This window comes from Azospirillum sp. ST 5-10, assembly GCF_051225715.1.
Lineage (GTDB): Bacteria > Pseudomonadota > Alphaproteobacteria > Azospirillales > Azospirillaceae > Azospirillum.
Window position 1 is genome coordinate 303,896 of record NZ_JBPJSP010000002.1, and the last position, 13,238, is coordinate 317,133.

Annotated in this window: 14 protein-coding genes; 8 read left to right on the forward strand and 6 right to left on the reverse strand. The window is 71.6% G+C overall.

Annotated elements, in window-relative coordinates:
• Nucleotides 1–57 precede the first annotated feature (57 nt).
• From ACSBPG_RS03745 to ACSBPG_RS03760, 4 genes are all read right to left on the reverse strand, one after another.
• Nucleotides 58–627, reverse strand: a complete 570-nt coding sequence (locus ACSBPG_RS03745; protein WP_435535767.1) for an RNA polymerase sigma factor — start codon at nucleotides 625–627, stop codon at nucleotides 58–60.
• Nucleotides 628–889: 262 nt separating this feature from the next.
• A complete protein-coding gene (locus ACSBPG_RS03750; protein WP_435535768.1) occupies nucleotides 890–1,747 on the reverse strand; it encodes a fumarylacetoacetate hydrolase family protein in 858 nt (285 codons plus the stop codon).
• A gap of 4 nt (nucleotides 1,748–1,751) precedes the next feature.
• On the reverse strand, nucleotides 1,752–2,495 hold the full coding sequence (locus ACSBPG_RS03755; protein ID WP_435535769.1) for a GntR family transcriptional regulator: 744 nt from the start codon (nucleotides 2,493–2,495) through the stop codon (nucleotides 1,752–1,754).
• Nucleotides 2,492–3,406: a fumarylacetoacetate hydrolase family protein gene (locus ACSBPG_RS03760; RefSeq protein WP_435535770.1), complete on the reverse strand. Its 915-nt coding sequence runs from the start codon at nucleotides 3,404–3,406 to the stop codon at nucleotides 2,492–2,494. The genes ACSBPG_RS03755 and ACSBPG_RS03760 overlap by 4 nt, the downstream gene beginning before the upstream one ends.
• 266 nt (nucleotides 3,407–3,672) lie before the next feature.
• Between ACSBPG_RS03760 and ACSBPG_RS03765 the strand changes: the two genes are divergently transcribed.
• The 3 genes from ACSBPG_RS03765 (at nucleotide 3,673) to ACSBPG_RS03775 (ending at nucleotide 6,366) form a co-directional block, all read left to right on the forward strand.
• A complete protein-coding gene (locus tag ACSBPG_RS03765) occupies nucleotides 3,673–4,674 on the forward strand; it encodes an ABC transporter substrate-binding protein (protein WP_435535771.1) in 1,002 nt (333 codons plus the stop codon).
• Nucleotides 4,675–4,737: 63 nt separating this feature from the next.
• Entirely contained in the window at nucleotides 4,738–5,601 is an 864-nt protein-coding gene (locus tag ACSBPG_RS03770; RefSeq protein WP_435535772.1) for an ABC transporter permease, read from the forward strand.
• Between the two features lie 3 nt (nucleotides 5,602–5,604).
• The gene (locus ACSBPG_RS03775; RefSeq protein ID WP_435535773.1) at nucleotides 5,605–6,366 is read left to right on the forward strand and encodes an ABC transporter ATP-binding protein; all 762 of its coding nucleotides are present in this window, start codon (nucleotides 5,605–5,607) and stop codon (nucleotides 6,364–6,366) included.
• Between the two features lie 37 nt (nucleotides 6,367–6,403).
• On the opposite strand, the gene ACSBPG_RS03780 is transcribed toward ACSBPG_RS03775, so the two are convergent.
• The gene (locus ACSBPG_RS03780) at nucleotides 6,404–7,051 is read right to left on the reverse strand and encodes a polysaccharide deacetylase family protein (RefSeq protein WP_435535774.1); all 648 of its coding nucleotides are present in this window, start codon (nucleotides 7,049–7,051) and stop codon (nucleotides 6,404–6,406) included.
• 112 nt (nucleotides 7,052–7,163) lie between these two features.
• Here ACSBPG_RS03780 and ACSBPG_RS03785 point away from each other — a divergent pair, with 112 nt between their 5' ends.
• Nucleotides 7,164–8,159, forward strand: a complete 996-nt coding sequence (locus ACSBPG_RS03785) for a VOC family protein (protein ID WP_435535775.1) — start codon at nucleotides 7,164–7,166, stop codon at nucleotides 8,157–8,159.
• Between the two features lie 18 nt (nucleotides 8,160–8,177).
• Here the strand turns inward: ACSBPG_RS03785 and ACSBPG_RS03790 are convergent, their stop codons facing one another.
• Nucleotides 8,178–9,209 (reverse strand): hypothetical protein, encoded by a 1,032-nt coding sequence (locus ACSBPG_RS03790; protein ID WP_435535776.1) that lies wholly within the window; start codon nucleotides 9,207–9,209, stop codon nucleotides 8,178–8,180.
• A gap of 47 nt (nucleotides 9,210–9,256) precedes the next feature.
• On the opposite strand from ACSBPG_RS03790, the gene ACSBPG_RS03795 reads away from it, so the two are divergent.
• From ACSBPG_RS03795 to ACSBPG_RS03810, 4 genes are all read left to right on the forward strand, one after another.
• A complete protein-coding gene (locus tag ACSBPG_RS03795; RefSeq protein ID WP_435535777.1) occupies nucleotides 9,257–9,817 on the forward strand; it encodes a carboxymuconolactone decarboxylase family protein in 561 nt (186 codons plus the stop codon).
• Nucleotides 9,818–9,907: 90 nt separating this feature from the next.
• Nucleotides 9,908–10,474 (forward strand): NADPH-dependent FMN reductase, encoded by a 567-nt coding sequence (locus ACSBPG_RS03800; RefSeq protein ID WP_435535778.1) that lies wholly within the window; start codon nucleotides 9,908–9,910, stop codon nucleotides 10,472–10,474.
• Between the two features lie 160 nt (nucleotides 10,475–10,634).
• On the forward strand, nucleotides 10,635–12,674 hold the full coding sequence (locus ACSBPG_RS03805; protein WP_435535779.1) for a serine/threonine protein kinase: 2,040 nt from the start codon (nucleotides 10,635–10,637) through the stop codon (nucleotides 12,672–12,674).
• 17 nt (nucleotides 12,675–12,691) lie between these two features.
• Nucleotides 12,692–13,207: a hypothetical protein gene (locus ACSBPG_RS03810; RefSeq protein WP_435535780.1), complete on the forward strand. Its 516-nt coding sequence runs from the start codon at nucleotides 12,692–12,694 to the stop codon at nucleotides 13,205–13,207.
• Nucleotides 13,208–13,238 lie beyond the last annotated feature (31 nt).

Sequence of the window (13,238 nt, forward strand, 5' to 3'; positions counted from 1 at the left end):
GCACGGCGTGCGCTGTCGTGTGGCCACGCTTCGCGGGGTGCGCGACCCCTTCATCTCCTAGGACGCGCGACGCGGGAAAGATGTGGATGGCGCCGGCGAACTTTTCCGCGGTGCCTGCGCCTCGCCCTCCCGCATGCCCTCTTCCAAGGCGACCAGCGCATTCACCATGTGGGTGATCACCGTCGTTCGCGCGATGCCGAGCCGGTCGGCGATGGCGGCGTAGGTCAGCCCCTCCACCTTGGCGAGGATAAACACCTCCCGGCTCCGGGGCGACAGGCCGTTCACCAGCTGCTGCAATCGCTCCAATTCGGACCGGTGAAGCGTCGCCATCTCGGGTGTGGGCCGCGGGTCCGCGACGACGGCCACCGTTTCGTCGGCGACCTGCACCTCGATGTGGTGGGCGACGTGGCGCTGGTGGTCGCGCGCGAGATTGGTGGCGATGCGGTAGAGATAGGCGGTCGGGTTGTCGATGGCGGTGGCGCCGTCGGCTCCGGCCGCGCGCAGCCAGGTTTCCTGAGCGAGGTCTTCCGCCAGAGCCATGTTGCCGAGGCGACGCTGCAGAAAGCGGAGCAGGGCGTCACGCTGGTCCAGGAACGCCGACAACAGAGTTGAGCGACTGCCGGGCATCGTTGTCCTTGGGCGGTGCACCACCTCCCCGGCAGCGGGTCGCGGCCCCGTCGGGTTCAGAGCGATGGAACAATAGTGCGGTTGATACGCATTTTCAACATCACCCTGCAATGGCTTCCTGCTGAGGCGGGCCGGCGGTGTCGAGGCCATCACGGCCGTCGACGCCGGCCCCCTTCAGGGGTCGTGCCCTATACGGGTCCAGTCAAACCCCATGCCCACCATCCGTTCGAGGACCGACGGAGCATCCTGCTCCGGTCGCCCGTCACGCGTCCCGCACCGCCACCGCCATCCGGCCGATGCGCTCGATGCGGCAGTCCATGACGTCGCCCGGCTCCACCGGGCCGACGCCTTCGGGGGTGCCGGTGAGGATGACGTCGCCGGGGTCGAGGCGGTAGGCGTGGGAGGCGTAGGCGATCAGGCGCGCCACGCCGTAGATCAGGTGCCGCGTGTTGGAGGCCTGGCGCACCGCCCCGTTGACCCGGAGCTCGAAATCGACGTCGCCGGGGTCGCCGAACGCGTCGGCCGTGACCAGCCAGGGCCCCAGCACGCTGAAGGTGTCGAGGGACTTGCGGTAGCTGCGGTCCTCGGTGCCGCGGATCGTCATGTCGAGGCCGATGGTGTAGCCGGCGACGTGGGCCAGCGCCTCGGCCTCCGGGATGTCGCGGCCGCCGCGGCCGATCACCGCCGCCAGCTCGATCTCGTGGTCGGTGCGGCGGTCGCGCCGCGGCGACACCACGCCCTCGCCCGGCCCCACCAGCGAGCTGGGGGCCTTCAGGAACACGCCGTACTCGTCGATGGTCTTGACGTGGCTGCCGAAGTTGATCCCGGCGTCGCGGCGGGATTCCTCCAGGTGCAGCGTGTAGTTGACGGGGGCGGCGACAATCTTGCCGGGATTGGCCACCGGGCTGAGCAGGCGGACGGAGCCGAGCGGCCGGCGCGGCGCGGTGGCGGCACGCCGTTCCAGCGCGCCGCGCAGGTCGGGCAGGGCGGCGACGAAGAGGTCGCCGGGCGGCAGCGGCCAGCGCACCGCGGGGATCGCCTCGGCCACGTCGGTGACGTCGGCGACCTCGTCGCCCACCACCACGCCCAGACGCTGGTCGTCGAAACGGCAGATGCGCATGCCCTCAGTCCTCCCCGGCCGTCGCCTGTGCCCGCCGCACGCCGCGCCGGTCGCCGGCCGGCCCGCGCGCCAGCATCGCCAGCCGGGGGCGCAGCAGCTCGCCGGTGCGGTGGTAATGCTCGACCAGCCGCGCCGCCGCAAGGTCGGCGTCGCGGGCCAGCGCCGCCTCGGCGATGCGGTTGTGCTCCTCGTAGGCGTCGGTGCGGGCGTCGGGGCTGAGGCGGGCGATGTAGCGGTAGCGGTTGTTCTCGTCGTAGAGCTGGGCGCAGAAGCGCAGCAGCATGGAGGACCGGCAGCCGGCGATCAGGTTGGCGTGGAACTCCCGGTGGCGGCGCTCCCACGCCAGCGTCGCCTCGTGGTCGACGTCGGGCGACACCCGCGGCGTGCGCGACAGATGGTAGAGGGCCAGCACGATGCCCTCCTCCCACTCCCGCCCGCCGTGCTCGATCGACTCCCGCAGCGCCCGCTCCTCCAGCCAGCAGCGGGTGCGCAGCAACTCCTCGAAGTTGGCCTCGCCGACCTGGGCGACGCGGAAGCCGCGCTGGTCGAGCCGCTCCACCAGCCCGTCGGAGGTGAGCAGGCTGAGCGCTTCGCGCAGCGGCGTGGCGCCGACGTCGTAGCGCTCGGTCAGGGTGTCGATCTTCAGCTTCATGCCGGGCGTCAGCGCGCCGTAGATGATGTCGTCGCGCAGGCGGGCGTAGAGCGCGTGGGTGCGGGAGGTGGCGCCGGTCGTGTCGCGTCCGCTCATGCCGGCAGCTCCGCGGCGGTCCCGGCGGCGGCCCCCGTCCCGCCGGCGGCCTCGGCGGTCACCGGGTTGGACAGGGTGCCGATGCCCTCGATCTCGATGGCGATGGTGTCGCCCGGCTTCAGCCACACTGGCGGGCGCCGGGCGTGGCCCACCCCGGCCGGCGTGCCGGTGGCGATGAGGTCGCCGGGCTCCAGCGTCATGATCTCCGACAGGATGGCGATGGTCCGCGCCACCCCGAAGATCATCCGCCCGGTGTCGGAGTCCTGCATGGTCTCGCCGTTGAGCAGCGAGCGGATGCGCAGCCCCGCCGCCCCCGGCGGCAGCGCGTCGGCGGTCACCACCCATGGCCCGATCGGGCCGGTGCCGTCGAAGTTCTTGCCGGCCGTCCACTGGGCGGTGCGGCGCTGGTAGTCGCGCACCGAGCCGTCGTTGAAGGCGGTGTAGCCGAACACGACGTCGAGTGCCCGCTCCTCCGGCACATGGCGGCAGCGCCGGCCGACGACGATCATCAGCTCCGCCTCGTAGTCCAGCCGTTCCGAGCAGGCCGGCACGACCATCGATGCGCCCGGACCGATCAGCGACGTGGTGCAGCGCAGGAACAGCGAGGGGTAGTCGGGCACGGCGTGCCCGCCCTCCTTGGCGTGGTCGGCGTAGTTGAGGCCGAGGCAGACGACCTTGCCGGGATCGCCGACCGGCGGCAGCAGGCGGCACGCGTCGAGCGGGACGAGCGCCGCCTCCGGCGCCTCCGCCACCCGCCGGGCGACCTCGGCCTGGAGCGGCGCCCCGGCGGCGATCAGCGCCCGCAGGGAGCGCGGCGCCCCGTCGAACAGGCCGGACACCGGGACGACCCCGTTCCCCCGCACCGCCCCCAGCGACGGAACCCCGCCGTCGTCGAAACTCACGTAGCGCATGACGCCCCCGCAGACCGTTCGCCCGGCGCTCCGCCGGCGGCCGGTCGGCCATCGCGGAAACGCACGTTCGGCGAAAATTATCGATTTTTCCCGTTGTGTCAAGAGTACGGCTCTGTACCGCGATTATATCGACAAAACGTCCGTGGTAACAAAATATCGATATTGACCGGGTGCGCGCAACACCGTACGCTCGCCGGCAACAAGCAACAAAAGATCGCCGGCCGGCGCCGCGCCGGAATGGCGAAGCCAGGGAGGGACCGAGGACGATGGATTGGAAATCCGCAGCCTTCGGCGCGTTGCTGGCGGTCGCCGCCGGCAGCGCCGCCGCGCCCGCCGCCGCGCAGGGTGAGAAGGTCGCCATCAGCATGGCGTCGGGCGTGAACTTCGTCTCGTCGCTGGTCGGCCGCGAGAAGGGATTCTTCGCCAAGGAGGGGGTCGACGTGACCTTGAAGCCGGTGCCGCGCGGCAGCATCGCCGTCGAGGCGTTGGTCGGCGGCTCCGTGCAGATCGCCGAGGTCGCGCACGTCACCTTCTTCGCCGGCGCCTCCAAGGGGCTGCCGCTGGTCTCGGTCGGCGTCGGCTCGCGCGGCTTCACCGGCAAGATGGTGGCGTCCAACGCCAACGCCGGCCTGACCTCGCTGGCCGACTTCAAGGGCAAGCGCATCGGCATCCAGGTCGGCACCGGGGTGCACGGCGTCTTCCAGATGCTGCTGGACAAGCAGGGCCTGAAGGAGAGCGACTTCGAGGTCGCCAACGTGCGCGTCACCGACATGCCGACCGCCATGGCCACGCCCGGCGCCTTCGACGCGGTGATCGGCTGGGATCCGATGATGCAGCGCATCGTCCAGGCCGGCTACGGCAAGGAGGTGATCTCGGCCCGCCGCTTTGAGGAGCTGGCGGACATCACCTATCCGCTGATCCTCATCACCACCCGGGCGTACCTGGAGGCCAAGCCGGCGGTGGTGCAGGGCGTGGTCAACGCCTACGCCGCCGCCCACCGCTACATCCGCGAGCACCGGGACGAGGCGGTCCGCATCTACACCGACTACATGGCCGAGACGGGCGCCACCCTCGACGAGGACATGCTGCGGGTCATGATGTTCGAGGTCGACAAGTTCGGCGGCGCCGCCTACAGCGACGGCGACTGGCGCGACATGCGCGGCACGCTCGACTTCCTGACCCGCTCCGGCCAGATCGAGACCCCGCCGGCGCTCGATGCCGTCGTCGACCGCAGCGTCGGCGAGCGGGCGGACAAGGCCGTGCACTGACCCGGTCCCCGTGAGCCGGACTGTCGATACGGGTCGCAACCGCAGCCTGGGAGGCTTGCCGCCTTGACGGACCTGTCGCACACCGCGGTCCACACGGACCGGCGTCTCGCCCCGGGGGCGCCGGAGGAGGTCCGCTCGGGCGGCGGCCTCCTCGCCGGCACCCGGAACGTTCTCTACGTCGTCCTGCCGCTCTGCGTCCTGCTGCTGGGGTGGGAGGTGGTGGCACGGGTGAGCCAGGTGCCGGCCGCCCTGCTGCCGCCGGTCAGCGACATCCTGGCCGCGCTCGCCCACATGGCGGCCACCGGCCAGCTCTGGGCCGACCTGGCCGGCACGCTCGGCCGGCTGTTCAAGAGCGTCTTCGTCGGCATCGCCGTCGGCACCGTGATCGGCACGCTGATGGGCTATTTCAAGCTGTGGGAGCGGGTGCTGTCGGCGCCGGTGAACTTCCTGCTGGCGATCCCCGGCACGGCGCTGTTCCCGCTGTCGATGATCTGGTTCGGCCTGAGCGAGCTGGCGATCACCAGCATCCTCATGTACGAGGTGGCGCTCACCGTCGTCCTCAACACCTGGACCGGCGTGAAGAGCGTGGACGCCTCGCTGATCCGGGCCGGCAAGGCCTTCGGGGCCGGCGGCGTGTCGCTGTTCTGGCGGGTGCTGATCCCGGCGGCGCTGCCGTCGATCATGGCCGGCTACCGCCTCGCCTTCTCGCGCTGCTGGCGCATCCTGATCGTTGCCGAGATGCTGGTCTCGGTGACCAGCGGGCTCGGCTACCGCATCTACTGGGGCCGCGAGTTCTTCCATTCGGAAGCCGTCTACGCCGGCCTGCTGGTGGTCGGGCTGGTCGGCCTCCTCATCGAGCGCGTCCTTCTCCGCACCATCGAGGTCGTCACGATCGAACGCTGGGGCACGGTCCGGGAGCTGAGCTGAGCCATGGGCGAGCTGCGCATCGACAATCTGAGCAAGGCCTTCGAACGCAAGGAAGGCTGGAACACCACGCGCATCCTGCACGTGTTCCGCGGCATCTCCTTCACGGTGAACGACGGCGAGTTCGTCTCCATCATCGGCCCGTCGGGCTGCGGCAAGTCGACCCTGCTGAACATGGCGGCCGGCTTGGCCGCGGCGACGGAGGGGGCGATCTACGTCGACGGGGCGCCGGTGCGCGGTCCCGGCCTCGACCGCGGCGTGGTGTTCCAGGAGTTCGCCCTGTTCCCCTGGCTGACCGTGCTGGGCAACATCGCCTTCGGCCTCAAGTCCGGCGGCATGCCGCGCGGCGAGCGGATCGAGGTGGCGCGGCGCTACGTCGACCTGGTCGGGCTGGCGGGGTTCGAGACCTACTATCCCCAGCGCCTGTCCGGCGGCATGCGCCAGCGCGTCGGGCTGGCGCGGGCGCTGGCGGTGGAGCCGGCGGCCCTGCTGATGGACGAGCCGTTCGGCGCGCTCGACGCCCAGACGCGCGAGGCCATGCAGCAGGCGCTGAGCGAGATCTGGCAGCGCACGCGCAGCACCGTCCTCTTCATCACCCACGACATCCGCGAGGCGGTCTACCTGTCGGACCGGGTCCTCGTGCTGGCCGGCCGGCCGGCCCGCATCGCGCTGGAGATGCCGATCGAGCTGCCGCGCCCGCGCGACCGCTTCGACCCGCTGTTCCAGGCCCACGAGCGCGAGCTGGAGCGGGCGATCGGCGGGCCCTGAGGCCGGCGGGTTCCGGGGGGCGGGTCCCGGGGCGGGGTCAGCCCGCCACCAGCCCGTCGATCGGCCGCACCACGCGGCCGCGGACGATCGGCACACAGCGGTCCGGAAGGTCCTGGACGACCGCCACGCCGGCGGCGGCGAGGCGGTCGAGGAAGGTGTCCAGCGTGTCCATCATGGCGTCCAGGCAATGATCGTGCAGGACCACCAGCGCGTGCTCCTCCCCCGGCAGGGCGGCGAACGCGCGGTCCACCCATTCCCGCGGCGGCTCCTCCCAGTCGCGGGGCACCGTGGTCCAGGTCACCAGCGTGTGCCGGTGGGCCAGCAGGTGGTCGCGGGCCTCCCGGCTGAGGACGTGCGGTCCCAGGCAGCCGCGCCCGACCGGGCGGAACAGGCGCTCGGGCATGGCGAGATCGCCCAGGATGCGCTCGGTCTCGCCGATCTCCCGCGCCGCGTGGCCGGGGTCGCGGCGTTCGCCCAGCGGATCGCCGTGGCTGAGGGTGTGGTTGCCGATCCAGTGCCCCTCGGCCCGGGCACGCTCCGCCAGGCGCCGCGCCGCGGGGTCGGCGAGGCGCTCGCCGACCAGGAAGAAGGTGGCCCGCAACCCGCGGTCGCGCAGCACGTCGAGAATGCGGCCGGTCGCTCCCGGAATCGGCCCGTTGTCGAAGGTCAGCGTCGCCCGCGCCATGACATCCCCCTGCGATCGTGCACCTGGCGGATGATGAAATCATCGAATCATCCGAAGAGTCAAGCAAGAGAGGCGTAGAATTTCCGAATATTCCGAGAAAAAGAGGAATATCATGCCAATACCTGCGACAAACTTCTCGCCACCGTTCAACATAACGCGGGCGAGCCACACGGTTCTCTCGGTGAATGACTTGGCCGAAAGCAAGCGGTTCTACGTCGAGGTGATCGGTCTGGTGGTCAGCGACGAGGATGCCGGCGCCGTCTACCTGCGCGGGCTGGAGGAGAGCGGCCACCACAGCCTGGTGCTGAAACGGACGCCGGGTCCGCCGCTGTGCGAGCGGGTCGGCCTGCGCGTCTTCACCGAGGAGGACCTGGACCGCGCCAAGGCCCACTTCGACGACCAGGGCCGCGAGGCCCGCTGGGTGGAGCTGCCGCACCAGGGCCGCACCCTGCACGTCAGCGATTCCCTGGGCATGCCGTTGGAGCTGGTCGCCGCCATGCCCAAGCAGCGCCGCCTGCACGACCAGCTGCAGCTCCACCGCGGGGCCGGCGGGCTGCGTTTCGACCATTTCCAGTTCCTCGCCCCCGACGTGGTGGAGGCGAGCCGCTTCTACACCGACCTCGGCTTCCGCATCTCCGACTACTTCACCGACACCGCCGAGGACGACCAGCCGCTGGGCATCTTCCTGTTCCGCAAGAACAACCCGCACGACCTGGTGTTCATGACCCGGCCCGGGCCGAAGATGCACCACTTCGCCTACATCGTGCAGGAATCGGCCAACCTGTTCCGCGCCCTCGACGTCGCCGGCAACCTCGGCTACGCCGCCAACATCGAGCGCGGCCCCGGCCGCCACGGGCAGGGGCACCAGCTCTACGTCTATTTCCGCGACCCCGACGGCCACCGCGTGGAGATCCTGCCGCCGCCCATCCAGCTCATCGATTTCGATGACGGGCCCGTGCACTGGCACGGCGGCAACCGCTACTCCTGGGACATGCCGCCGCCCAGCCGCTGGCTGCACGAGGCGTCCGGCTTCCCGGACGCCCCGGTGCGGCAGGGCGCCATCCCGCACAAGCTGCTGTCGCTGGAGGAGTTCCTGGCGCGGCGCTGAGCCGCCGCCCGGCTCCGGTCAGGACGCCAGTTCGCGGCGGACGGCGGCGGCCCCTTCGGCGAGCGCCTTCAGCTTGCCGAAGGCGGTCTCGCGCGACAGGAACTTCATGCCGCAGTCGGGGGCCGGCATCAGCCGGTCCGCCGGCACGTGCTCCAGGCCGCGGCGAATGCGCTCGGCGACCCGGCCGGGGGACTCCACCGCCGGATCGCCCATGTCGAGCACGCCGAGGATGATCGTCTGCCGGGTGAAGGCGCGCAGCACGCCGAGGTCGTAGGAGGGCTGCGCCGCCTCGATCGACACCTGCTCGACGACGCTGTCGGCGAGCGCCTCCAGGAACGCGTAGCCACCGGTCTTCTCATGGACGAACTGGGCATAGCCGAAGCACAGATGCACCGCCGTGGCGCCGGGCACGTCCTGGAGCGCACGGTCGATGACGCGCACGCCGTACCGGGCCGCGTCCTCCGGGAAGGCCTGCAGCCACGGCTCGTCGAGCTGCACCACGTCGGCGCCGGCCGCCTTGAGGTCCAGCGCCTCCTGGTTGACGGCGGCGGCGAGGTCGAGCGCCAGCGCCTCGGCATCGCCGTAGGCCTCGTCGCTGGCCTGGTGGGCCATGGTGAAGGGGCCGGGCAGGGTGACCTTGATGGCGCGCTCGGTGTTGCGGCGCAGGAACGCCACCGTCTCCACCTCCACCGGCTGCACCCGGCGGATGCGGCCGGTCACCCGCGGCACCTGGATGGGCCGGCCGGTGCGGCCGGTGATGGTGGCCGGCCGGTCCGCCGCGATCCCCTCCAGCGCCGTGGCGAAGCGGTTGGAGTAGCTTTCGCGCCGGATCTCGCCGTCGGTGATGACGTCGATGCCGGCGCGCTCCATGTCGCGCACGGCGAGCAGGGTGGCGTCGTCCTGGGCCGCCGCCAGGAACGGCTCGGGGACGCGCCAGATCTCCGGCGCGCGCACCCGCGGCACCCCCTTGCGCAGCGCCTCGCGGTCGATCAGCCAGTCCGGCTGCGGATAGCTGCCGACCACCGTGGTCGGCAGGAGGTGGTCCAACATCGCCGTCTCCTCCCTCGTGATCCCTGTCCTCGCCAACGGAGCGCCCCATGACGTCCGGTCCCCGCATCCCGCTGCCCGAGCCCGGCTCCCTCGACGCCGAGCAGCGCGCCGTCCACGACGCCATCGCGGCGGGGCCGCGCGGCCGGGTGCGCGGGCCGACGCAGATCTGGCTGCACAGCCCCCGCCTGGCCGACCGGGCGCAGCGGCTGGGCGAGTTCCTGCGCTGGGAGACGGTGTTCGAGCCCCGTCTGGCGGAGCTGGCGATCCTCGCCACGGCGCGGCACTGCACGGCGCACTACGTCTGGTTCAACCACCGCGGCCCGGCGCTCGCCGCCGGGCTGGCGGCGGAGACCGTCGAGGCCATCGCGCAGCGCCGCCGCCCCGCCTTCGCCCGCGAGGACGAGGCCGCGGTCCACGCCTTCGTCACCGAGACGCTGGAGCACCATCGCATCGCCGACGCCACCCTGGCCCGCGTGACCGCCCTGTTCGGCCCGCGCGGCGCCGTCGAGCTCGGCGCGCTGGTCGGCTACTACGTCATGGGCATCATCGCCCTGGAGACGGCGCGACCGCCGCTGCCCGACGGCAGCCATGCCTGCCTTCCCGAGTGAGAAATAATATCGATTTTTTGCCACGAACGGCGAAAATATGCAAACTTTTCCCGACGCCGGCCGGGCCGGCCGCAGCCGAGAGGACAGACCATGAGCGCCGCCGATCCGATCACCGTCCTGGGAATGTCCGGGAGCCTGCGCAAGGCGTCCTACAACACCGCCCTGCTGCGCGCCGCGCAGGAGCTGGCGCCGGCCGGCATGACCATCGCGCGGTTCGACCTGGCGCCGATCCCCTTCTACGACGACGACGTCCGCGCCGCCGGCTTCCCGCCCGCGGTGGCGGCCCTGCGCGACGGCATCCGGGCGGCCGACGCGGTGCTGTTCGTCACGCCGGAGTACAACCGGTCCGTTTCCGGCGTGCTGAAGAACGCCATCGACTGGGCGTCGCGCGGGCCGGAGCAGCCTTTCGACGACAAGCCGGTCGCCGTCATGGGGGCGAGCCGCAGCGCGCTGGGCACCGCGCTCGCCAACCATCACCTGCGCCAGATCCTCGTCTATCTCAACGCCCTGCCGCTCAACGGCCCGGAGGTGCTGGTCGGCGGCGCCCCGGACCGGTTCGACGGCGTGGGCCGGCTGACCGATCGGGCGACGCGCGACGTCGTGCGCGCCCACCTGGAGCGGCTGGCGGCGTTCGTGCGGCGGCTGCGCGGGCGCTGACGGCGCGCCGCCGGCGGTGCCTTTCACGCCACGGCGGCGCCGTCGGCGGGCGCCTCCCCCACGACTCCCCTCGACGCGGACCCCCTTAACGGTTTATTCCCCTTTCGGGACCAAGTCGGATCCGGGGCGCCGTCCGCAACCGAGGGGTTAGCGTTTTGCCATGCCGTCCGAAGCGCAGACCTTGGCCGCCGGCGACCGTGCGGCGATGAGCAGCGAGGCGGTGAGGCTCGCCGAGCGGTACGAGATCCTGCCGGGATCGCCGCTCGCCATGCTCAACACGCCCGGCGGCAACGCCTTCACCGCCCGGTCGCTGCGCGACAAGCGGGTGGAGACCTTCGCCATCATCTGCAGCGGCACCGTGCTGCCGCGCACCGACGTGGTGTCGACCTTCGCCAACGTCGACAACCCGACGGCCATGCGCCTGTTCGACTGGGGCGTCATCGACTGGCCGCCCGACCAGGTCCGGCGCTACTGCCTGGTGTTCGAGCGGCCCCTGGGCAAGCGCCTGATGAACGCCCTCACCGAGGCGGTCGAGCCGATGCCGGAGGACCACCTCACGCGCAACGTCGTGCAGCCCGTCGTCGGGCTGCTGCGCGAACTGTCGAGCCGGGGCCTCGTGCACGGCGGCGTGCGACCGACCAACATGTTCTACCGCGACCTGACGGCCGGGGCGATGATGGTCGGCGAATCCGTGTCGACGCCTCCCGGCTACGGCCAGCCGCTGATCATGGAGACCGTCGAGCGCGGCATGACCAGCCCGTCGGCGCGCGGCACCGGGACCATCGCCGACGATCTCTATTCGCTGGGCGTCAGCCTGCTGATCCTGCTGCTCGGCCGCAATCCCGTCGCCAACCTCGACGACGACACGCTGCTCCAGGCCAAGATCGAGCGCGGCTCGTTCCCGGCCCTCGTCGGGCAGATCCGCCTGCCGCTCGGCATCGGCGAGGTGATCCGCGGCCTGATGGTCGACGATCCCAAGCAGCGCTGGACCCTGAACGACCTCGACCTGTGGCTGTCCGGACGCCGCCTCAGCCCCAAGCAGCCGCAGATTCCCCGCCGCGCCGCCCGTCCGGCCGAGTTCCAGGGGCAGGAGTACTGGCACTGCCGCACCCTGTCGCGGGCGCTGGCCCGTCATCCCGCGGCGGCGACCCAGGTCATCGAGAGCGGCGAGCTCGACAAGTGGCTGCGCCGCAGCATGTCCGACGACGTGCGCGCCGACGCGGTGGCCAGCGCCATCCAGACCGCCGGTGCCGGCAAGGGCGGCTCCATGGCCGAACGGCTGGTGTCGCGCGTCTGCATGGCGCTCGACCCGGCGGCGCCGATCCGCTACCGCGGCAAGGCCTACATGCTGGACGGCATCGCCGCGGCCATCGCCGAATCCTTCCTGCGCGGCGAGTCGCCCCAGTCGGTGGCCGAGGTCGTGTCCAACCAGCTGCCGATGTTCTGGGTCAACGTGCAGTCGGACTTCCGGCCGGAGTTCGTGCCGCTGGTCCACAGCTTCGACCAGTGGCGCACCTTCCTGGACCGCACGGCCCCGGGCCTCGGCATCGAGCGGGCGCTCTACGAGATGAACCCGACCATGCCCTGCGTCAGCCCGCTGGTGTTCTCCCAGTACCCGCTGACCCCGGCCGACGTCCTGCGCGCCCTGGAATGGGCGGCGTCGGGCGGCGAGCGCGGCAAGGAGCCGGTCGACCGCCACATCGCCGCCTTCCTCGCCGCGCGCCACAAGCGCACGGAGGAGATGCTGTACGCCCAGCTCTCGCCCACCATCGATCCGCTGCGGCGCACCATCGCCATGCTGACGATCCTCGCCGAGGTGCAGGTGCGCACCGCCACCGGGCCGCTGCCGAACCTGTGCGCCTGGATGGTGGCCCTGCTCGACCCCGCCTTCCGCCGCTTCCACAGCCGGCCCCACCAGGAGGAGGTGCGCCGCCAGGCCGAGGTGGCGGCGCACGGCGGCCGGCTCGCCGACCTGCTGAAGATCGTCGACGATCCCCAGTCGCTGCGCCAGGACAAGGCCGACTTCGAGGCGGCGCAGATCGCCTACCGCGAGGCCGACGGCGAGATCGAGAAGCTGCGCGACCTGATCGCCGACCGCGACGGCATCGCCGAAGGCACCGGACGCCAGGTCGCGGCCGTCGTCTCCAGCCTGGTGTCGACGGTGCTGGTCGCCGGCATCATCCTGTTCTACGCCCTGTAAGGGGAGGGAGGACGTCCATGAGCCGCGCCCGCAGCCAGTCCCGCAGCGTGCACCGTCCCAAGAAGAAGCGCGGCGGCCCCTGGCTGTTCCTGCTGCTGATCCTGCCGGCCGCCCTGGTCGTCCTGCCGACGACCATCCTCTTCGGTCTGGGCATGGTGCCGACCATCGTCGCCTACGTCGTCGACCGCGACCCCGACAAATCGGCGCCGATCACCGTGGGCGGGCTCAACTTCTGCGGCTGCATGCCGTTCGCCATCGACCTGTGGAAGACCGGCCACACCGCCACGGCGGCGCTGAAGATCTTCGCCGATCCGCTGGCGTGGCTGATCATGTACGGGGCCGCCGGCCTGGGCTGGGCGCTCTACTACGGCATCCCGCCGGTCATCGCCAGCGCCGAGATCATGCGCGCGGAGAAGCGGGTCGAGGCGCTGCGGTCGCAGAAGGCCAAGCTGGTCCAGGAATGGGGCCCCGACGTCACCGGCCACCGCGACCTCGACGACGAGCCGGTCGAAGCCGGCCGGGCGGCGGGCTGACGCCCCGCCCCGCCGGGCCTTCCGCCCGACC